General features: G+C 28.9%; 21 protein-coding genes. 5 read left to right on the top strand and 16 right to left on the bottom strand.

The features are described 5' to 3' along the window. The first annotated feature begins 97 nt into the window (after positions 1 to 97). Positions 98 to 268: a hypothetical protein gene (locus L8W40_RS01070; protein ID WP_158336224.1), complete on the top strand. Its 171-nt coding sequence runs from the start codon at positions 98 to 100 to the stop codon at positions 266 to 268. Next, positions 244 to 1,056: a WG repeat-containing protein gene (locus L8W40_RS01065; RefSeq protein ID WP_318529474.1), complete on the top strand. Its 813-nt coding sequence runs from the start codon at positions 244 to 246 to the stop codon at positions 1,054 to 1,056. Before L8W40_RS01070 ends, L8W40_RS01065 begins: the two co-directional genes overlap by 25 nt. 303 nt (positions 1,057 to 1,359) lie before the next feature. Here the strand turns inward: L8W40_RS01065 and L8W40_RS01060 are convergent, their stop codons facing one another. Genes L8W40_RS01060 through L8W40_RS01045 form a run of 4 tightly spaced genes read right to left on the bottom strand, consistent with a single transcriptional unit; the run spans position 1,360 to position 4,851 of the window. Further along, a complete protein-coding gene (locus L8W40_RS01060) occupies positions 1,360 to 1,692 on the bottom strand; it encodes a hypothetical protein (protein ID WP_263664458.1) in 333 nt (110 codons plus the stop codon). Beyond that, positions 1,679 to 2,839, bottom strand: coding sequence for a PD-(D/E)XK nuclease family protein (locus tag L8W40_RS01055; protein ID WP_263664457.1), 1,161 nt, complete (start codon positions 2,837 to 2,839; stop codon positions 1,679 to 1,681). The genes L8W40_RS01060 and L8W40_RS01055 overlap by 14 nt, the downstream gene beginning before the upstream one ends. Before the next feature lie 2 nt (positions 2,840 to 2,841). Continuing rightward, entirely contained in the window at positions 2,842 to 3,192 is a 351-nt protein-coding gene (locus L8W40_RS01050; protein WP_115645616.1) for a hypothetical protein, read from the bottom strand. Positions 3,193 to 3,201: 9 nt separating this feature from the next. Continuing rightward, complete coding sequence (locus L8W40_RS01045; RefSeq protein WP_263664456.1) at positions 3,202 to 4,851, bottom strand: WG repeat-containing protein; 1,650 nt, start codon at positions 4,849 to 4,851, stop codon at positions 3,202 to 3,204. 97 nt (positions 4,852 to 4,948) lie between these two features. On the opposite strand from L8W40_RS01045, the gene L8W40_RS01040 reads away from it, so the two are divergent. Continuing rightward, on the top strand, positions 4,949 to 5,245 hold the full coding sequence (locus tag L8W40_RS01040; protein WP_263664455.1) for a hypothetical protein: 297 nt from the start codon (positions 4,949 to 4,951) through the stop codon (positions 5,243 to 5,245). Positions 5,246 to 5,261: 16 nt separating this feature from the next. Here the strand turns inward: L8W40_RS01040 and L8W40_RS01035 are convergent, their stop codons facing one another. The 6 genes from L8W40_RS01035 to dnaE form a co-directional block, all read right to left on the bottom strand. Continuing rightward, on the bottom strand, positions 5,262 to 7,400 hold the full coding sequence (locus L8W40_RS01035) for a DUF262 domain-containing protein (protein ID WP_263664454.1): 2,139 nt from the start codon (positions 7,398 to 7,400) through the stop codon (positions 5,262 to 5,264). Continuing rightward, positions 7,393 to 8,751 (bottom strand): DUF262 domain-containing protein, encoded by a 1,359-nt coding sequence (locus tag L8W40_RS01030; RefSeq protein WP_263664453.1) that lies wholly within the window; start codon positions 8,749 to 8,751, stop codon positions 7,393 to 7,395. Before L8W40_RS01030 ends, L8W40_RS01035 begins: the two co-directional genes overlap by 8 nt. Positions 8,752 to 8,778: 27 nt before the next feature. Next, entirely contained in the window at positions 8,779 to 9,468 is a 690-nt protein-coding gene (locus L8W40_RS01025; RefSeq protein WP_263664452.1) for an SIR2 family NAD-dependent protein deacylase, read from the bottom strand. Next, a complete protein-coding gene (locus L8W40_RS01020) occupies positions 9,443 to 9,607 on the bottom strand; it encodes a hypothetical protein (RefSeq protein WP_263664451.1) in 165 nt (54 codons plus the stop codon). The genes L8W40_RS01025 and L8W40_RS01020 overlap by 26 nt, the downstream gene beginning before the upstream one ends. A gap of 9 nt (positions 9,608 to 9,616) precedes the next feature. Beyond that, positions 9,617 to 10,045 carry a hypothetical protein gene (locus L8W40_RS01015; protein WP_263664450.1) on the bottom strand — a complete coding sequence of 143 codons (429 nt, stop codon included), beginning with the start codon at positions 10,043 to 10,045 and terminating at the stop codon, positions 9,617 to 9,619. Between the two features lie 67 nt (positions 10,046 to 10,112). Continuing rightward, the gene (gene dnaE / locus L8W40_RS01010; RefSeq protein WP_263664449.1) at positions 10,113 to 13,706 is read right to left on the bottom strand and encodes a DNA polymerase III subunit alpha; all 3,594 of its coding nucleotides are present in this window, start codon (positions 13,704 to 13,706) and stop codon (positions 10,113 to 10,115) included. A gap of 103 nt (positions 13,707 to 13,809) precedes the next feature. Between dnaE and L8W40_RS01005 the strand changes: the two genes are divergently transcribed. Next, positions 13,810 to 14,049 carry a SelT/SelW/SelH family (seleno)protein gene (locus tag L8W40_RS01005; RefSeq protein ID WP_257396702.1) on the top strand — a complete coding sequence of 80 codons (240 nt, stop codon included), beginning with the start codon at positions 13,810 to 13,812 and terminating at the stop codon, positions 14,047 to 14,049. Between the two features lie 23 nt (positions 14,050 to 14,072). Here the strand turns inward: L8W40_RS01005 and L8W40_RS01000 are convergent, their stop codons facing one another. Genes L8W40_RS01000 through L8W40_RS00985 form a run of 4 tightly spaced genes read right to left on the bottom strand, consistent with a single transcriptional unit; the run spans position 14,073 to position 17,379 of the window. After that, a complete protein-coding gene (locus L8W40_RS01000) occupies positions 14,073 to 14,639 on the bottom strand; it encodes a DJ-1 family glyoxalase III (RefSeq protein ID WP_263664448.1) in 567 nt (188 codons plus the stop codon). A 10-nt stretch (positions 14,640 to 14,649) separates the two neighbouring features. Beyond that, positions 14,650 to 15,522, bottom strand: a complete 873-nt coding sequence (locus tag L8W40_RS00995) for an N-carbamoylputrescine amidohydrolase (RefSeq protein ID WP_263664447.1) — start codon at positions 15,520 to 15,522, stop codon at positions 14,650 to 14,652. Beyond that, entirely contained in the window at positions 15,491 to 16,405 is a 915-nt protein-coding gene (locus tag L8W40_RS00990; protein WP_263664446.1) for a cation diffusion facilitator family transporter, read from the bottom strand. The genes L8W40_RS00995 and L8W40_RS00990 overlap by 32 nt, the downstream gene beginning before the upstream one ends. After that, positions 16,402 to 17,379, bottom strand: a complete 978-nt coding sequence (locus L8W40_RS00985; RefSeq protein ID WP_263664445.1) for an agmatine deiminase family protein — start codon at positions 17,377 to 17,379, stop codon at positions 16,402 to 16,404. Before L8W40_RS00985 ends, L8W40_RS00990 begins: the two co-directional genes overlap by 4 nt. 190 nt (positions 17,380 to 17,569) lie before the next feature. On the opposite strand from L8W40_RS00985, the gene L8W40_RS00980 reads away from it, so the two are divergent. Further along, positions 17,570 to 18,565: a c-type cytochrome gene (locus tag L8W40_RS00980; protein WP_263664444.1), complete on the top strand. Its 996-nt coding sequence runs from the start codon at positions 17,570 to 17,572 to the stop codon at positions 18,563 to 18,565. Positions 18,566 to 18,588: 23 nt separating this feature from the next. Here L8W40_RS00980 and L8W40_RS00975 read toward each other — a convergent pair whose 3' ends face one another. Then, a complete protein-coding gene (locus tag L8W40_RS00975; RefSeq protein WP_263664443.1) occupies positions 18,589 to 18,870 on the bottom strand; it encodes a hypothetical protein in 282 nt (93 codons plus the stop codon). Beyond that, positions 18,870 to 19,469, bottom strand: coding sequence for an MBL fold metallo-hydrolase (locus tag L8W40_RS00970; RefSeq protein ID WP_220567094.1), 600 nt, complete (start codon positions 19,467 to 19,469; stop codon positions 18,870 to 18,872). Before L8W40_RS00970 ends, L8W40_RS00975 begins: the two co-directional genes overlap by 1 nt. Positions 19,470 to 19,504 lie beyond the last annotated feature (35 nt).

Raw genomic sequence — 19,504 nt, 5'->3', positions numbered from 1 at the left:
TATATCAATCTCTAAGCAAAAATCATCAAACTAGACAGCAGTAGTCTATAAAAATACATTATAATAAAATATTATATCAATCAAAAAAGGAAAACATGTGAAAACAACACTTTTAAAACTAGATAAAAATCTTGCTAATAAAAAAATAATAAATTGTGGTGTTATAAAAAAAGATGAAATGTATTATGCAAGTTTTGAAGAAGATTCGATCTTATTTGACATCAATGGAAATATACTAAAAAAATCTCTGGCAAGATTTATCACTTAAATGATGATTTATATGGATTTTGTAGCACAAAAACAAAATATGGCTTTATAGACAAAAAAGGAAATTTAGTTATAGAAGCAAAGTATGATGATATTAATGATTTTAGAGAAGGTTTAGCTATAGTTAAACTTAATGGAAAATATGGCTTTATAGACAAGCAAGGAAATTTGGTTATAGAAGCAAAGTATGATTATATTCATAATTTTAGAGAAGGTTTAGGCAGAGTTGAGCTTAATGGAAAATATGGATTTGTAGATAAGCAAGGAAATTTAGTTATAGAAACAAAGTATGATTATGTTGGAAAATTTAGTGAAGGTTTAGCTATAGTTAAGATTATTGGAAAATGTGGCTATGGTTTTATAGATGAAAAAGGGGAGATAATCATAAATACCGAATATGATGAAATTAGTTATCATAAAGAAGAATTAGTAAAAGTCAAACTTAATGGAAAATGGGGTTTTGTAGATAAAAAAGGAAATTTAGTTATAGAGGCAAAATATGATTATATCAATAGCTTTCATGAAGGTTTAGCTAATGTTGAGCTTAATGGAGAATGGGGATTTATAGATAAAAAAGGAAATTTAGCTATAGAAGCAAAATATGATAATGCTTTGGGGTTTAAAGATGGCTTAGCTGAAGTTAAGCTTGGTGAAAAATGGGGTTTGATAAATAAAAATGAAGAAATTGTTATTGAGATTGAGTATGATGAGATACTAAAACTTGATACGAATTTATTTTTACTTAAAAAAGGCGAAGAATTAAAACTAAAAAACCTAAATATGATTTAAAATGTTTGCGAGCATTTGTTAAATATAGAAAAAAATATCAAAGTTCTTATGGAGCCTTTTAAAAATAAAGATTATTATAAAATGCAAAAAAGTCTTATAAAAAAGTTTTACTAGCTTTAATCCTGATATAAAGCAAGCTTATAAAAATTTAAATTTAATCCATAATAAAAGCGAAGCTATGAAAAGTTTTGAAGATATGCAAAATATAGATGAAAAAAGCTCTCCGCCAAGCCTTACTAGAATGCTGTAAATTTAACCATGATAAAAATTTTAAAAGCTTAATCCATAGCTTAAAGCTATGGATTAAAATTCGATTTTTAAAACCTCATACACATTTACCTCATTTGTATAAAAGACATCATAATAACATCCTGTGTATTTATTGTTTTTTAAAAACTGATTGATTATTTTTAGTTTTCTATCATCACTGAGCTTAAAACTTAAAATATGAATTTTAGCTTGCGGATTTAACACTATCTCTTCATCTATGGTTTTTACTTCACAATGATAATTTTCACTTTCTTTTAAAGCTTCTATTATATTGTGATTATTAAAAACTTCATGATGAACAAATTCTCTACATAAGTTTTTATGAAAATCATTCCATTTTTCTAGCAAAATATCAAGAGTGCTCATTGTTTTTTACTCCGTTTAATTTTTCATTTAATTCTTTGATTTTTTCTTTATTTTTTTTAATAAAATCTCGTATTGTTTCTGCTGTAGATTTTTCATCAAAAACTATATAATTAGATAAAGTGTATCCGTTAAATTCAGGTATTTTCTCTTGAATTTTTTCTCTATCTCCTTGTGATATATCACCTATAAGTCTGATTCCAAAATTTTTCCAATTTTTAGAATTTGTAGTATCAAACCAAGCAAAAGCAAAATATACATCATTATTACTTAATTTCTTTGGTTTGAGTATAAATTGAATATAGTTTGTGCCATTATCAATGCTAAAATCATTAAATTCTTTGCAAGTTTCTTCTAAAAACTTATTGATAATATAATCTCTTTCATACATTGATATTTTTGGCAATAATTTTGACTTATTATTAACTAAATCTTTAAACAATTGTTCAAAACCAACTTTACTTTCCTTTTGCAAAAAGCTTATTATATCACTACCTTTGCCTATGACATTATTTATAGCATCTTTGTAAAATTCTATAGTTTGGTTTAAATTGCAAAAATTTTTAACCTTTTCTTGAGATTTTTTTAACCAAGTTAAAATTTCTTCCTCATAAGAAATTTGTCTATATAACACTTTATCGTTGCCTCTTTTTAAGAATAATTCATTTTCAACATTTTCTATATTCCAACCATTTAAACTATTCTCACTAGGATCTCTATCGCCATATGGAGTAAGATAAATCACCGCGATATTTTCAATATTTTTGATATCTTTATAAGAAACATTTTCTTCTTTATTTAATATCTCTATATACCTAGAAATTTGCTTGTCTTGATCTTTCGCCCAAATTTTATTTTCTAGTATAATGTGTTTGGTGCCATTATGTATATAAATATCTATATTTTTATATTCTTTTAAGACTTTTACATCACCACTTTCTCCAAACCAATCTTTTAATCTTATCTCTTTTAAAAATAAATCTAAAAATAACCTTCCTTGTTTATGATTTTCACTAGGATTAAGTAAAGATTTTAAAATTCCACTATGCAAATTCACCTCATCATGAGCAGGCAAAACCTTTAATAAAGGATTGTAGTTTGATTTGTTTTTTTCCTTAAATTCCATAAATTGTTCTAAAAAATTTTCCATATTTATTTCCTTTCCATATATAAACTAATAATTTTTATTTTAGCGTAATTTTCATCATCGCAAAACCAAAATTTCATGCGTTCTCCAACTCTATTTTTCTCCAAAGTTTTTAAAATTTTAATAGCGTGTTTTGCTAAATCATTTTTAGGTAAAAATATCACAGCAAAATAACACATCAAATCATACTCTCTATCAACTATTTTCTCATCATAGCAAAAAAATCCTCCTTTATTTAAAATTTCACTTGCATACAATAAATCATCATCATCTAGTCTAAACACACCACTATCTCCATAAATAGACATGTATTTATCATAAATTCTTATCATTTCATTAAGATTATTTCCTCGCATATTTTTCCTTTACTCTTTTGACTCTAGCAACCTTAAAATTTTCCAGCCTATATCCTTGCTTATACATGCAATTTGTCTTTGAGAAAAAGGATTAAGGGTTATTTTTCCGTTGTATTCTAAGTAAAATTTATGTCCATTTTTACTAAGCTCATAAATTCCATTGCCCAAATCATTTACATTTTCAAACTGCAAATCAAGCACAAATTCTCCATTTGTGTTAATAAAACCCCATTGATTATCTATACAAACTTGTGCTAAACCTTCTTTAAAATCAAACGCCTCATCAAAATGCTCTTTTATAACAATATTTGCATTTTTATCCACATAAATAAAACCATCACTTGTTAAAACTAATGCCAAACCACAGCTAAAACAAGACATATACTCATACTCATGCTCACAAAGTATCTCATCATTTTGATTGATCAAAAAATATCTATTGTCTTTTTTTACACTTGCTATACCTTCGCTAAAGCTATTTGCCTCATCGTATTTTGCTTCTATGATGATTTTTCCTTTTTTATTAATATAGCCGTATTTACCATCTTTTTTTACTACAGCTAAACCTTCGCTAAAATTACTTACATCATCGTATTTTGCTTCTATTGCGATTTTTCCTTTTGTATTGATAAAACCCCATTTTCCTGCTACACAAAAGGCTGCTAAATTCTCACTAAAAAACCTAAGCTCATCATACATCACATCGATGATGATTTTGGCATTTTTATATATAAAGCCGTATTTATTAGCTATCTTTACACAAGCTAATCCACCAACAAATTCTCCAACTTCATCAAATTTAGCTTCACAAATTAACATCCCATTTTGATCCATGAAACCAAATTTAGAATTTTCTAAAAACAAAACAAGCTTATCATTAATAATCTTCATAAAATCAAAACTATTCTTACTAAGCTCATTTTTGTTTTTATCTACCAAAGTATATTTAGTCCCTACCCTGACTTTGATCATATCTTTGGCTATAAATTTCACATCCTTATACATAGGATCAAAAATACAATTTAAATTTACATCAAACAAACCATACAAAAACCCATCAAACACTAATAAATACTCATCATTTATCAAGCTAATATCATCAAATTTAGCCTCTAAAACAAGCTTTGCAAATTCATTTAAAACTCCGCATTTAAACTTGCCATTGATCTTTTGCTTGCATAAAAATAATTTTTCATTTAGTCTTTTTATACTTAAAAACTCAAAATCACTTAAAAAATTTCCATTCTGATCAATCAATGCAAACACATCGCCTTTTTTAATCTTAAAAAGCTTATCACTAAGTCTTATAATGCCATCATATTCAGTCTTTAAAATGATATTTGCTTGAGTATCTATGATGATATTTTCATTTCCTTGTCGCAAAAGCGCATAATCATTTACAAAACTACAAACATCATCATATATAAGATCCACCACCACTTTAGCTTTAGTATCTATAAAACCCCATTTGTCATTTATCATAACACCTGCTAAATTTTGACTAAAATTTAAAACCTCATCATATAAAAAATCACAAATTAATTCTCCACTGCTATTTATAAAGCTATACTTACCAGCTTTTTTTACCGCTGCAAAGCCATTTTGAAAATCTCTTACATGATCAAATTCATCATCGATAACAATCCTAACATCTTTCATCATTTTCCTTTATAAAATGAAATTATATTAGAATTTTATAGACTAATATTGTCTATATTTTATGCTAGAATATCATTTTAAAAATATGGAGGAAAAAATGAAAAAGAAAAAAATACCAAGTCAGGTTCCATTTAGTTTTGAAGATTCTCCCTTTGAAAGCAAAGAAGAGTATCTAAAATTTATCAAAAACATGCCTAAAATAGCTACTTTAGATAAGGCTTTGATAAAAAAATCAAGAGAGAAAAATTTAGCAAATAAAGCCATTTCTTACATACAAAGAAAAACTAATCTAAGCTACAACAATGCTAAAATTTTAAAAGATATCTTATCAAAAGAGTATTTTCGTAAGATAAGAAGCAAAAATAAAGTCCTTGCTAAATTTATGAAAAGATAAAGCCTTAGGCTTTATCTTAATTGCTTTTAAGCGATTTTTTTAAGATTCCTAACATTTGTTCTTTGTGTGTTTGTGCATTATCAAAAGTCCATTTTGACTGATCTTTTTTGCTTAAAGCATAAATTAACCAAAGTTTTAAAGATATAACACTATCTTTATTTATATATTTTTGCAAATCTAAATATTTATCTTGTGTATCTTGGTTATTTAAAGATGAATTAAAACTAGAGCTAATAAGAGCTAAATTTCCAAAATTATCTATTTTATCTTTGTCATTTTTCCATTCTTGTGCTTTACTTTGTGCTTGCACATGTTCTATGGAATTTAAATTTCTAAAATAGAAACTGCTAGCAATATCGCTAAATTTTTTCTTATCTAATTCTGTTTCTTTTAATTTATCTGTTTCTGAATACTTCCATAAATAATACTCCAAACGATAAAACCAATAATGCGGAGTCGCTGTTCCTTGATCTAATATGCATTTTTCTTTTTTGAAAAAATTATCTATTTGAAAATTTTCATCATCTTTCTTTTGTGAATCTTGTAAAATTTCATTAACTTTATCTTGCAATTGCTCTTTAGCTAAATCTGTATCTAAATTTTCAAGAAAAGATATTAGATTTTTCTGATTAACATTTTTATCCTTTGTGATAAAATCATCAAAATTAATATCACCATCTTTTATTTGTATTTTATTGATTATATTTTCATCATCGCTTAACTTATCAAATGAGAAGTTAAATTTGATCTCTTTATATAATTTATCTAAAAATTTCAAAAACGGAGTAAGCCAGTGATGATGATTATTAGACATACCACTTCTTGCTACGCGTAGATAATTTTGTACTATAGCAAGATCAGGCATGGCATTAGAATCTTCGCTGATTGTGTATGTACTATATTTTTTAGTTAATCTTCTAATCTTATAAGAATTTTCCATATCATCTTGACTTTTAATAACAAAATAATCAAATAAAATTCTATATTTTAAAAGATTTTCTATGAATTTTTTAGCTTTTTCTCTACTTTCTTTTTCTTCTATTTTTATAATCTCTAAAAGCTTATTTTTGTCTATGGTAAAATTTTTATCATTATTTTCATTTTGCTTTTCTTCTAAAAAAGTAAGCTTATAAACATGCAATAAAAAAGTAGGAAAATCTACTATAGATTTAAATTTTTCCCGCTCTTCTTCATCTTGATTTGGTTTGTCAAATGATTTTTTAGGTTGTATGATATTATTTATATAATTATCTCCACTACTTTCATTTGATTTAGAAATCACTCTATCACTAGCTTTTTGAAAGATATAACTATCCATTTGAGAGCAAATATCCCATATATGAGCATAAAGGGTTTTTTCATCTTTATTAGTAATTAGAGTTTTTTCATCTTTATTAGTAATTTTAGAAAGCAATCTTGCTTTTAAAATTTCATGTTTTTCTAGTTGTTTGCCGCGCTTATTCATACGGATAAAAAAGCGATTTAAGTCAGTATTTTGGGCTAATTCTACAAAAACAAATTTTACATTGTTATAAATAAAATCAGAAAATTCTTTGATATTTTCTTTGATATTTTCTTTGATATTTTCTTTGATATTTTCTTCAAACCAATTTACTATAATTTCTAAAGCTTGTGGTATGTTTTGGCATATATCCTGTGGAAATTTTTTAATTTCTTGTAAAAAAATATCATTTTTTCTCACATTATTTTGATTATCTTTACAAAATTTAGCAAATTCTTTTAGAACTTCTTCTTCTTTTTCTCTTATAGGCATAGAAATTCTAAGTTTATCACTTTGCATTATAAATTCTTTCCAATTTGATTGATTATTTGATTGATTATTTGATTGATTATTTGATTGATTATAAGAAAGATAAAATCCTATCAAAAACAAAGTTGTTAAGCGTTGTTGGCCATCTATGAGTAAATATTTAACATCATCTTTCTGATCTTTTTTAACAGATTTTTTACTTACCACTACATTACCGATAAAGTAATTTTCATCTTTCTTATTTTCATCAAATTTAGTTTTTATATCATTAAGTAAGGTTTGTATTTGCTCTTTATTCCACTCATATAGTCTTTGATAAGGTGGAATTTCAAAAAAGATATCTTTTACTCCACTAATATTTTCGATTTTTGCTTTATTACTCATTGTTTATACCTTTATTTTTATTTTTTACATAATGTGATGGGATGTTTTTATATGGAGCATTTTTACCTTGATAGTATTTTTCAACAATTTTTACATAATCACTTCTTCCACCATCTAATTCTTGTGATGATTTTCTTTCTTCTTCATTTTTTATAGCTATAAAATCAAGTAAATTTTGCTCTAATTCTTCTTCAAAAGATACAAAATACACTTTTTCTAAAAATTCCAAAGCATAATTATTTTGAGTAGCTCTAGAAATACTTAAGCCATAAACTCTTAAGCTAAAAGCAGCTCTTGCAATTAAAAGTAAAAAATAATCACTATTGCCATTTGGAAATTTAGAAAAATAAATCATCACAGCAATTGCATAAATGTATTTATTATAAATAAATCCTATATCACATATCTTATCTAACTCTTGATATAAAGCATTATTTGATAATTTATCAAAAAGCTCATTGTATTTAAACAAATACTCAAAAAAATCCACCCCATTAGCAAAACTACTTAAAACCCCTAAACCTTCCTTACTATAAAGGAATTTATCGCTAAAAAATTCTTTACAAAACTCTTCATATATTTGTTCTGTTTTAATTTTATCTACTCTAATGTTTTTATGTTTTAACCATGCTCTAGCAGGTGCTAAAAGCTCATCAAATAAAATAGTGATTTTCCTTTCATCTTTTGCAAGATTTTCAAATTTCCTTGCATAATAACCTAGCATACCACCTTGATTTTTCTCTAAAGAATGCAAATGAAAAGCCTTTATAAGATCGTATGATTTTAAGCCTTTTCCTTTTGAATTTGCACTATCAAAAAACAAAAACGCATCATCTTCACTTGGAGCTAAAACGCAGATAAATTCTATATTCTCTAAAAGAAAATTTAAAAACTCGCATTTTTTATCACTATAACTTTCAAAATAAGCTTTTATATACTCGTAATTTTCTTTGATATGGTATTTTGACTCATTATGAGAGTATTTAACATTATTTAAAAAATTACATTTACATAAAACTCTTAAAATTAAAGCCAAGGTGGTAAGGCGTTGTTGGCCATCTACTATATTAAATTCATTATCTTTCTGTTGTTGGCCTTCTACTATTTCTGTATTTCCCTTATGCAATATCAAACTTCCTAAAAGATATTTTTGGTTTTTATCTATTTGTTCGCTTATATCTTTTAAAAGAATTTTAACTTGCTCTATACCCCAAGCATAAGGGCGTTGATAATAAGGTATGTTTAAAGAAAAAGCTTTATCAAAAATATTACTACCATTAATTATATCTCCACACACCAACTCTTTCAAACTCACAACGCAAGATTTTACTTCGTTTTCTTTTTCAATCATTTATAGCCTTTCTAAATTTTAAGCTTATTATATCAAGCTATCTATCATTTCCAAAGCTTCCAAAGCTTTCATCTTAAGCCCTATGCCATTTCTAAAAAACTTTGGAAAATCACACTCATTTGGATTGATCCTTAAAAGTGTTCTAGCTTTGCTTTTTTTACAAAAATCCTCACTAAACATACGCATACTAGGCACAGCTTTACCAGCTCCAAGCTCTATAAGCAAGATGTTTTTATCCTCTAAGGGTTTAAGCCAGTTTTTATAACTTTGCTTTTGTAAAAAATAACGGCTATCATTAAAACTACCATCATTAAACATCAAGATATTTGGCCTTGCTAAACCTTGACATCTAGGGCATTTTGGCAAAGATAAGGCTTTGAAATTTTCCATATCTATATCTAATTCCTCTTGCATTTGCCAGATCAAATCACCGCATGCATAATTAAAACATTGCAAGTAATTTATATTTCCATGAAATTCATAAATTTTATTCTCATCAAAACCAGCCTTTTTAAAATGTCCATCTACATTAGTCGTAACGACATAATAATCTTGTTTGCTTTTTGCAAGTTTTAAAAGTATTTCATAACCTTTATGTGGCTTAGTATCTTTGTATAATTTAAATCTATGTCCATAAAAAGCCCAAGCAAGCTGTGCGTTTGTATAAAAATTTGTAGGATTAGCCATGCGTTCAAAGTCTATACCTAGTTTTTGCAAATGCGGATAAGCTCTCCAAAAAACCTTCTTTTCCTCTAAAATCAGGCAAACCACTATCTACTCCCATGCCAGCTCCAGCTGTGATGATGATTACCTCTGCTTTGTCTAAAGCTTCTTTTATATAAGTTTGTATTTGCATTTTTTACCTTTAAAAATTTTCATAATCAAATTTCCTAGCCTCATGTAGCTCTTTGGCTACTTCAAGGCTCATTTCCCAAAAAACTGCATTCATGGATTTTGGCATGCAATTTTCATCTTCGTATTTTTTGCTTATAGCCTTATAAACCTCATCATTTTCCTCACAATCAACAGCAAGACTACCCAAATAAGGATACAACAAATACCCCACCGGAGCCGTATCAAATACCATAGTTAGTTTTGTTTTTGGAAAATTTTCTTTCATAAAAGCTAAAAATTCATCTCTAGCTTTGTAATCTGTCTTGTCTTTATCAAACAAATCGCTATATTTTGTTTTATTGACATGAAAATCATTATTTGGAGTGTTAAAGCACATCCAAAAAGATTTTTTACCTTTTTGGATGGTATAATCTTGAATAGTCTCAACCGCTAAAGCCATTTTTTATCCTTTTTATATTGTATTGATATAATTATACTATATAAAATGGACTTTTAGTGTCTATATTTTAACCTTTACATTTTTGAGCTATCACATCCATAGCTTCTTGCGAGAGAACAAAATTTGTATGATAAAGCAAGCAGCTACCCATATCAAGTACTTTTAACACAAGCTTTTTATTATTAGCATCTTTTGGATTATGTCTTGTATTAGCTAGATCATAAATTTCATACACCATATCTTTACTAAGCTTATTAATGTCAAGTTCTATGATATTTTCTTCAAATTTCATAGGATCTTGTGTAAAATCTTCTTTGTTTTCTTTTTTTACAAAGCTTTTTTTCTTACTAAAAGATTTTAGCTCATTTTCTTTTGCTTCTTCTAGTGTATAAATTTCATTTAAACTAAAGCTTAAGTCATTGTCATTGTTTTTATATCTTAGTAAAAAGGCAAAGGCTTCATCTTTGCTTTCTTTAAAAAGTGTTTCAACTTTTTCTACTTGAGTTTCAAAAATAATCATATCAAAAGAAGAATAAAAGTCTAAAACCACAGCCTTAGCATATCTTTTACCACTTTTACTCATCATTGATTTAAAATCTTCAATCTTTCCTACAACCAAAAGCTCACCCTCGCCTTTGAGTGTTTCAAAATCCATACTTTTAAAATAATCTATACCTTCTATTTGACTTGCAAATTTATCCAAAGGATGGCCTGATACATAAATTCCTAAGATTTCTTTTTCATAGCCTAGTTTTTCCATTAACTCAAATTCTACTTTGCTATCATGAAGCCCTACTTTGATATCTGCGGCTATTTCTTCTTCTCCAAAAAGAGAAGCAGTAGAATTTCTTTTAACTTCAGCTATTTTTCTACTTGTTTCTGAAATAAGCTCAAGATTATCCACCAAACATTTTCTAGTATAACCAAACTCATCAAAAGCACCTGATTTAGCTAAATTTTCTATAGTTTTTTTATTAATCTTAGTAGGATCAATAGAGCTTATAAAATCATCAAAATCACTAAAGCCCTCTTCCTTGCGAATAGTCATGATATTTTCTATCGCAGGAATTCCCACACTCTTAATCGCTCCAAGCCCATAAATAATAGCTTCAGAACCATCTTCAAGCTTAGTTGCACTAAATTCTCTTTGAGCTTTATTGATATTTGGCGGCAAAAGCTTGATATTCATTCTTTTCATCTCTTCAATGTATTTTGCGACCTTATCCACATTGCTTTCTTCGCTTGTTAAAAGCGCAGCCATAAATTCACTTGGATAATAAGTTTTTAAATACGCTGTTTGAAAGGTTATAAGCGCATAGGCAGCCGAGTGAGATTTATTAAAACCATATTCAGCAAATTTCAAAATAAGCTCAAACAAATCATCAGCCTTTTTCTCATCATAGCCTTGTTTTTTAGCTCCTTCTAAATACTCTGCTTTAAGATTGTCTAAAATTTCTCTTTTTTTCTTACCCATAGCACGACGCACATTATCAGCTCCACCCAAAGAAAAACCACCAATTTTTTGCACTATTTGCATAACCTGCTCTTGATAAACTATAACCCCATAAGTATTTTCAAGTATAGGCTTTAAATCATCAAATGCATAAGTAGCAGCCTTTCTACCATGTTTAATATCGATAAAATCATCCACCATCCCACTATCAAGTGGTCCCGGTCTATATAAAGCTAAAACCGCGATTAAATCTTCAAATCTTTCAGGCTTTAACCTAGCATTCAAACTTTGCATACCGCCTGATTCTATTTGGAAAATACCCAAGGTATTACCACTTTGTATAGTTTTATAAACCTTAGGATCATTCATATCAATCTTTTCCCAAATCACATCTTTACCATAACGCTTTTTAACTAGTTTTATGGCATTATCAATTACTGTAAGGGTTTTTAAACCCAAAAAGTCAAATTTAATTAAATCCACATCTTCAAGATATTCTTTAGAATACTGCGTTACCAAATGACGCTCATCGTTTTTGCTTTGTCTAAAAAGCGGAGCTTTATTCCACAAAGCTTCATTAGATATCACAACTCCGGCCGCGTGCATACCTGCGTTTCTATTTAAACCCTCTAGTGCTTTAGCAAAATCCCAAACTTGACGCCCTTTTGGATGAGAATTTACAAATTCAGCTATTTTTGGTTCTTGCTCATAGGCTTTTTCTAAAGTAATTTTTAGCTCTTCGGGAACTAATTTTGCCAAAGCATCCGCATCAGGTATGCTCATATCACAAACCCTAGCTACATCACGGATTACTCCCTTTGCTAAAAGCTTACCAAAGGTAATGACTTGTGCAACCTTTTCAGCTCCATATTTATCGATCACATAATCAATCACTTCCCCTCTTCTATCTTGACAAAAATCCACATCAATATCGGGCATTGATACACGCTCAGGATTTAAAAATCTCTCAAAAAGAAGATTATAAGGTATAGGATCTAAATCTGTAATTTTCAAACAATACGAAACTAAACTCCCCGCTGCACTCCCACGCCCTGGGCCAACTGGTATATCTTTTTCCTTAGCTGCGGCGATAAAATCATGAACGATTAACATATAACCTGAAAATTTCATATTTTTAATAATACTAATTTCTAAATCAAGCCTATCTTTATACTCTTGGTGCTTACTCTCATCGATAAATTGAAGTCTTTCTTCTAAGCCTTTTTTACAAAGATACTCAAAAACTATATCATCATTATCAAAGCTAAATTCTTGATCTTCTTGTGCTAGATTTAAACTATATTTTTTTGCATATTCACGGGTAAATTTAAAATTTGGTGGGGTTGGATCGCCTAGTTTTAATTCTAAATTGCATTTATTAGCTATTTCTTGAGTATTTTCAATGGCTTCAGGAATATCAGCAAAAAGCTCGCTCATTTGCTCTGGCGTTTTTACATAAAACTCATGCACCTCATGTCTTAAACGCCCTGGATCATCAAGCTTAACCCCCATAGCAATACACATAAATACTTCATGAGCAGCCGCTCTTTCTTTAAAAGTGTAATGCGTATCATTAGTTGCAATAATTTTTATATCAAGATCTTTAGCAAGTTTGATGATAGAATCATCAATAAATTTTTGATCATCAATACCATGACGCATAATTTCAAGGTAAAAATCATCTCCAAAAACCTTTTTATACCATAAAGCTGCTTCTTTTGCACCCTCATAACCCTTTGCGCCAAATTTTATATTTCTTTCATTCTTGGTATTTAAATGCCAATTAACCTCACCTTGCAAACACGCAGAAGAGCAAATCAAACCCTCACTATGAGCCTCTAAAAGCTTTTTATTAATCCTTGGGTAATAATACAAGCCATGTATATAACTTTGCGAGCTCAAATACATCAAATTTTTATAACCAATTTCATTTTTAGCAAATAAACAAAGATGAAAACGCTGTCTTGAGCTTTTATCACTTAAATCATCGTGATTATGTAAATATGCTTCAAGCCCTATAATAGGCTTAATTCCTTCAGCTCTCATTGTTTTATAAAAATCAATAGCACCAAACATATTTCCATGATCAGTCATAGCAACACTTGTTGCACCTTGTGCTTTTAGCGTTTTAGCTAGCTCTTTGAGTTTATTTGCTCCATCAAGTAAAGAATATTCTGTATGTAAATGCAAATGTGTAAATTGGCTCATATTTTTCCTTGTATTTTTTTATTATTATAAAAAAAAACCTTAAATTTAAAACTTACAAGCATAAAAAATGTATAATAGCTTACTTTCAAAAAAGGAGTAAAAAATGGAAGTAAAAATTTATTATTGTAATCTTTGAAATTACAAACCACAAGCTGCAAGGGTTGCAGAAGAAATACAAAATGAATTCAAAGATGCACAAATTTCTACCATAGAAAAAGGTGGCGGTCATTTTATAGTAGAAGTAGATGGTAAAATCATTTACTCTAAAAAAGACTTGTTTAATTGTGAAGTAGATAGATTTCCTCATGAGGGTGAAATTACCAAGCTTATGAAACAAATGTAAGCTAAACCCTCATCAGCGAGGGTTTATTTTGTTAAAGGAACAAGCATACCTTCATAAAGTTTTTGATAAATTTCTTCTGAGCATAAATGTTTAGCAAGCTCTAAACCAAATAAAATAGCCGTAGCAGGCCCAGCTGCTGTGATGACATTTTCATTTACTACAACTGCTTTATTTACTCTTATACCTTCAATACCCACTTCACAACCAGGATAGCAAGAAAACTCGCCATTAATCACCCCTGCTTTTGCCAATACCATAGGTGAAGCACAAATAGCAGCTACGATTTTTTTCTTAGCATGTAAATCTTGTATGATTTTTATGATAAGTGAATTGTTTTTTAAATTCATCATACCTTCAAATCCACCTGCCAAAGCGATTGCATCTAAATTTTCTTGATCAACACTAGTCAAACTCACATCAGCCCTTATGCTAATTCCATTAGCTCCCTGCACTAAAAACTCATCATCTAGCGAAGCAATAATTACTTCTAAATTTCCACTAGCCTCCCCTGCTCTTTTTAAAACATCAGCTATACCTATAAATTCAGCCTCTTCAAAACCTTTTGCCAAAGGCACTAAAACTTTTTTCATTTTTCTCCTTTTAGTCGATAAATCTTTTATTTAATTCATGAAAATATTCTATGCGTCTATCGCGTAAAAATGGCCACCATCTACGCACATTTTCACATCTTTGCATATCAATTTCAACGATTTTACAAAGCTCTTGTTTATCATCAGCCCTAAAAAGCTCTTCACCTTGAGCCCCAAAAACAAAAGAATTCCCCCAAAATCTTATACCTTCTTCCACACCGCTTTCATCTTTTTCAAAACCCACTCTATTAATAGCTACTACAGGTAAGCCATTAGCTATAGCATGACCTCTTTGAACGCCTATCCAAGCTTCAAGCTGTCTTTGTTTTTCTTCTTTTTCATCCTTATCAAACCAACCTATAGCAGTAGGATAAATTAAAATTTGAGCTCCCTTTAAAGCCATTAACCTAGCAGCTTCAGGATACCATTGATCCCAGCATATTAAAACCCCAAGCTTTCCAACACTTGTTTGTATAGGCTCAAAACCCAAATCACCTGGAGTAAAATAAAATTTTTCATAAAAACAAGGATCATCAGGAATATGCATTTTGCGGTATTTGCCTGCTATGGAGCCATCTTTTTCAAATACCACACTAGTATTATGATAAAGCCCTGCACTTCTTTTTTCAAATAAAGAAGTTACTAAAACAACTTTATTTTCCCTAGCTACATTAGACCAAAATTTAACATCCTCTTCATAGTCATTTGCCAAATCAAAAAAGTTTGCATTTTCACTTTGACAAAAATACTGCGTTTGATGAAGCTCTTGCAAACACACAAGCTCAGCCTTTTCTTTTGCTGCTTGTTTAATAAGTTCGCATGTTTTTTCTATAGTTTTTTCTTTATTTTGTTTAAATTCTTGCTGAATGAGCGCTAATTTCATTTTTACTCCTTTCTTCTTCTGAATCATCATAAGGATCTAAATGTATATGGATATTCCAAAAATCATCTTTAAAATGTTCTCTTATACTATCTTCAATCTCATCACCAATCTCATGAGCTTTTAAAAGTGATATTGTAGGTTCAAAAACTAAATGCACACTAACATAAAGTATATCAGGACTTTTTCTAGTTTTTAAATGATGAAAGCTTTTGACTTCTTTATTTGTACTTATAATTTGTTTAATCACTTCAACTTGTTCTTTATCAATAGCTACATCTAATAAAATTTTAGAACTTTCCTTAATGATTTTAAAAGCTGAAAAAATCGTATATAAACTTATAGCTATGCCAAATAATCCATCAATAAAATGATAATTTGTAAAAGCTATAATCACAAGTGCTAAAAGCGTTAAAGCATTAGTCAAGAAATCTATTTTATAGTGTAAGCTATCAGCTTTTATAATCAAGCTTTTTGTTTTTTTAGCAACATAATTTAAAAAAACCACCAAACACAAAGTCACAGCCATAGCAAAAGCCATGACAAAAATTCCAAGATCAAGTTTTTCTACACTTTCTTGATTGTGAATTTTCAAAACACTCTCATAAAAAATATAAACCCCAATCCCACTAATAACAAGACCTTCAAAAAGCCCCATTAAAGCTTCAATTTTACTAAGGCCAAAATTATATTCCTTGCTAGAGCCTTGAGAACTTTTTTTCAAAGCTAAAAAATTTAAACCCGAAATCACACAATCAAGCAAAGAATCAATCGCACTAGAAAGTACTGCAACAGAACCCGAAGCTAATCCTACTGCAAATTTTATAATAGCTAAAAAAATAGCACATACACTTGCAATGATAGTTGCGCTTTTTTGTAAATTCATCTTTGACCTTCATAGCGGTTTTGACAAGAACAATGCAAAGAACCATTTTGTCTTAAAAACACCCTTGCATCAACCCCTACTACTTTTCTATCTTTGCATGCTTTTTGTAAATTTTCTAATACCAAAGCATCATTTTCATCATTATAAGTTGGCACTATCAAACCACCATTAACAAAAACAAAATTTACATAAGTAGCACCAAGCCTTTTACCTTCAAAATACAAAGGCTTAGGTAAAGGAAGCTCTAATAAATCAAATCCTGTTTTTTTCAGCTCATCTTCCATAGCCTTTAAAGGTGCGTAATGCTCATCATTTTCATCTTTACACACACAATAAGCAATGGTTTTTTCATTGATAAATCTTGCTAGAGTATCTATATGATGATCAGTATCATCGCCTTTTATATAACCATGATTTAACCATATAATTTGATTTAAGCCAAAAATTTCTTTTAACTTAGCTTCAATTTGCTCTTTATTTAAATGTGAATTTCTATTTTCATTTAACAAACAAGCACTCGTTGTAAGCATTACTCCTTGCCCGTTAAAATCAATACTCCCACCTTCTAAAATAAAATCAATTTTTTCTAATTTTCCAGATAATTTTTGTGCAAAAAGCTTTGAATTTACCGCATTATCTAAAGTGCTTTGAAATTTATCACCCCAAGCATTAAAAATAAAATCAAGCCCTATAATTTTATCATCTTCACGCACATCAATTGCACCAAAATCTCTAATCCAAGTATCATTAGTATCACATTTAAAAAAATCTACATTTTTTATATGTTTAAATCTTTGAAAATCTTTTTCACTTGGAACAATAAGTAAAACTTTTTGAAAATTTGCCACAGCTTTAATAAATTCCTCATAGCTTTGCATAATTTCCTCTAAATAAAGGCTCCAATCGCTATTTTTATGGGGTAATGAAAGTAAAAGTAGTTCCTGTTTTTCCCATTCTGCTATGCTTTTTCTCATTGATAATTTCCTTTGATAAAATGTATAAAAAGGTAACATTAATTACATATTCTAAAAAATATTAATAATATCATTTTTATCTTTAAAAACGGCATAGTAGTATTTAAAGATACTTTTACATTAAAAATATTTAATATTTTTTTAAATTTCAAGTTATAAGATGAAAATAAGACAAGTTCAAGGAGGTAAAATGAAAAAAATTGTATATTCTGTCTTATCTTTATCTTTTTTAATGAGTTCTGCTTTTGCCATTGATCAAGCAAAACTTCAAGCAAAAAAGCAAACAGGTATCCATTTACAAAGTGCACAATGGAAAGTCCCAAATACTATAGAAAATGGTATTATCATTGAAGATAAGCTTCCAAATTCACCTTATACTCAAGCAGTCATTTTGGGTAATAAAATTTTAAATTACACCACAAGCTATATAGGACCTCAAGCAAAAAATCCTAAAAATCGTTATGCAGGTAACAATCTTTCTTGCTCAAGCTGTCATGCTAATGCTGGAACTATAAAAAATCAATCAGGTTTTGTAGGAATTTATGCACGCTTTCCACAATATAATGCAAGAGCGGATAAAATAATCACTCTAGAAGATAGAATTAATGGCTGTATGGAAAGATCCATGAATGGTAAAAGGCTTCCAAACAACTCTCCTCAAATGAAAGCCATACTTGCTTATATGCATTATATTTCTCAAGGTATAGAAGTAGGAGCAAAAACACAAGGACAAGGATTACCTAAAATATCCTTTTTAAAAAGAGCAGCAGATCCTAAAAAAGGTAAAGAAATTTATCAAAATAAGTGCGTAGCCTGCCATGGAGAAAATGGAGAGGGAACAAAAAGTAATAATCCTAGTATGAGTTATTACATATATCCTGCTTTATGGGGAAATGATAGTTACAACACAGGTGCTGGCATGTATAGACTTATCAAAGCTGCAAGTTATATCAAAGCAAATATGCCAAAAGATGATGCAACCTTAACTCTAGAACAAGCTTATGATGTGGCAGCTTATATTAATTCTCAACCAAGACCTATTAAAAAGAATAGAAATAAAGACTTTCCAGATCGTGATGTAAAACCTGCAGATATGGATGTAAAACCTTATGCTAAACATGATAAATTTAGTATAGAGCAACATCGTTATGGTCCTTTTGAACCTTTATATATTAATACAAAATAATTTTTAAGAATAGCTAATTCTAGCTATTCTTTTTTTAAAACCCAAGCAAAATACCATATCGCAAAAGATAAAAGCAAAATCATAAAAAGCTTTTTATCATACACTCCAAAACCAATATAAAGCACAGAATACATAAAACCAAAACTTCCTACATAAATGCAAATTCTACTCATTAAACCATTTTCTACTGCTCTAAAACATGGACATTTGTGAAAAAATTTCTTTTTTGTTTCTTTGGGTTTAAAAAAACTCAAAATCGCACTTAAAATCAGTAAAAAACTTAAAAAATATAAAACCTTATCCATTAATGAAAATACCTTAACCAAGCAGGAATTGCACTTTGCTCTTCTCTTAAAGAACTTTCTTCTCCATGCCCTGGAAAAAGCTTAAAATCTTTTTCATAAGCTAAAACTTTAAGCAAACTCTCTTTCATCTTAGTTGCATCTGAGTAAGGAAAATCCCACCTACCAATACTACGATAAAATAAAAAATCCCCACTAAAAAACACATCTTCGCCCACAAGTTCTATCATACAACACCCTGGAGTATGCCCTGGGAAATAATGAAATTTAAACTTAAACTCATCTATACTAAATTCATTTTCATTTTCTATCAATACATCAGCACTTGAATGCTCAAAACCATAATTAAAAGGATCTTTTAGCATAAAAGCATCATCTTTATGGATAAAAATTGGAATTTCATAAGCCATTTTAACTTTAGCATTATCATAAACATGATCATAATGACCATGGGTATTTAAAATAGCTAAAGGTTTGCTTGTATTTTCTTTGATAAACTTATAAGCATTTTCTCCTGGATCGATGATAATTTGCTTGTTATTATGATCTATAATATAACAATTTGTTTCATACATTCCACATGGTTGTTTCAAAATACGCATATAAACTTCCTTTTAACTAAATCAAATATAATTTT

The sequence above is a fragment of the Campylobacter sp. IFREMER_LSEM_CL1846 genome (assembly GCF_025772105.1).
GTDB classification, from domain to species: Bacteria; Campylobacterota; Campylobacteria; order Campylobacterales; family Campylobacteraceae; genus Campylobacter_D; species Campylobacter_D lari_D.
The sequence above is the reverse complement of the archived record's forward strand: the minus strand, read 5'-3'. Positions and strand labels throughout refer to the sequence as shown.

What these genes read in the sequence shown, in the direction of transcription:
- L8W40_RS01060 (WP_263664458.1), bottom strand. Translation starts at nt 1,692, where the DNA reads ATGAGCACTCTTGATATTTTGCTAGAAAAATGGAATGATTTTCATAAA.
- L8W40_RS01055 (WP_263664457.1), bottom strand. Translation starts at nt 2,839, where the DNA reads ATGGAAAATTTTTTAGAACAATTTATGGAATTTAAGGAAAAAAACAAA.
- L8W40_RS01050 (WP_115645616.1), bottom strand. Translation starts at nt 3,192, where the DNA reads ATGCGAGGAAATAATCTTAATGAAATGATAAGAATTTATGATAAATAC.
- L8W40_RS01045 (WP_263664456.1), bottom strand. Translation starts at nt 4,851, where the DNA reads ATGAAAGATGTTAGGATTGTTATCGATGATGAATTTGATCATGTAAGA.
- L8W40_RS01040 (WP_263664455.1), top strand. Translation starts at nt 4,949, where the DNA reads ATGAAAAAGAAAAAAATACCAAGTCAGGTTCCATTTAGTTTTGAAGAT.
- L8W40_RS01035 (WP_263664454.1), bottom strand. Translation starts at nt 7,400, where the DNA reads ATGAGTAATAAAGCAAAAATCGAAAATATTAGTGGAGTAAAAGATATC.
- L8W40_RS01030 (WP_263664453.1), bottom strand. Translation starts at nt 8,751, where the DNA reads ATGATTGAAAAAGAAAACGAAGTAAAATCTTGCGTTGTGAGTTTGAAA.
- L8W40_RS01020 (WP_263664451.1), bottom strand. Translation starts at nt 9,607, where the DNA reads ATGCAAATACAAACTTATATAAAAGAAGCTTTAGACAAAGCAGAGGTA.
- L8W40_RS01015 (WP_263664450.1), bottom strand. Translation starts at nt 10,045, where the DNA reads ATGGCTTTAGCGGTTGAGACTATTCAAGATTATACCATCCAAAAAGGT.
- dnaE (WP_263664449.1), bottom strand. Translation starts at nt 13,706, where the DNA reads ATGAGCCAATTTACACATTTGCATTTACATACAGAATATTCTTTACTT.
- L8W40_RS01000 (WP_263664448.1), bottom strand. Translation starts at nt 14,639, where the DNA reads ATGAAAAAAGTTTTAGTGCCTTTGGCAAAAGGTTTTGAAGAGGCTGAA.
- L8W40_RS00995 (WP_263664447.1), bottom strand. Translation starts at nt 15,522, where the DNA reads ATGAAATTAGCGCTCATTCAGCAAGAATTTAAACAAAATAAAGAAAAA.
- L8W40_RS00990 (WP_263664446.1), bottom strand. Translation starts at nt 16,405, where the DNA reads ATGAATTTACAAAAAAGCGCAACTATCATTGCAAGTGTATGTGCTATT.
- L8W40_RS00985 (WP_263664445.1), bottom strand. Translation starts at nt 17,379, where the DNA reads ATGAGAAAAAGCATAGCAGAATGGGAAAAACAGGAACTACTTTTACTT.
- L8W40_RS00980 (WP_263664444.1), top strand. Translation starts at nt 17,570, where the DNA reads ATGAAAAAAATTGTATATTCTGTCTTATCTTTATCTTTTTTAATGAGT.
- L8W40_RS00975 (WP_263664443.1), bottom strand. Translation starts at nt 18,870, where the DNA reads ATGGATAAGGTTTTATATTTTTTAAGTTTTTTACTGATTTTAAGTGCG.
- L8W40_RS00970 (WP_220567094.1), bottom strand. Translation starts at nt 19,469, where the DNA reads ATGCGTATTTTGAAACAACCATGTGGAATGTATGAAACAAATTGTTAT.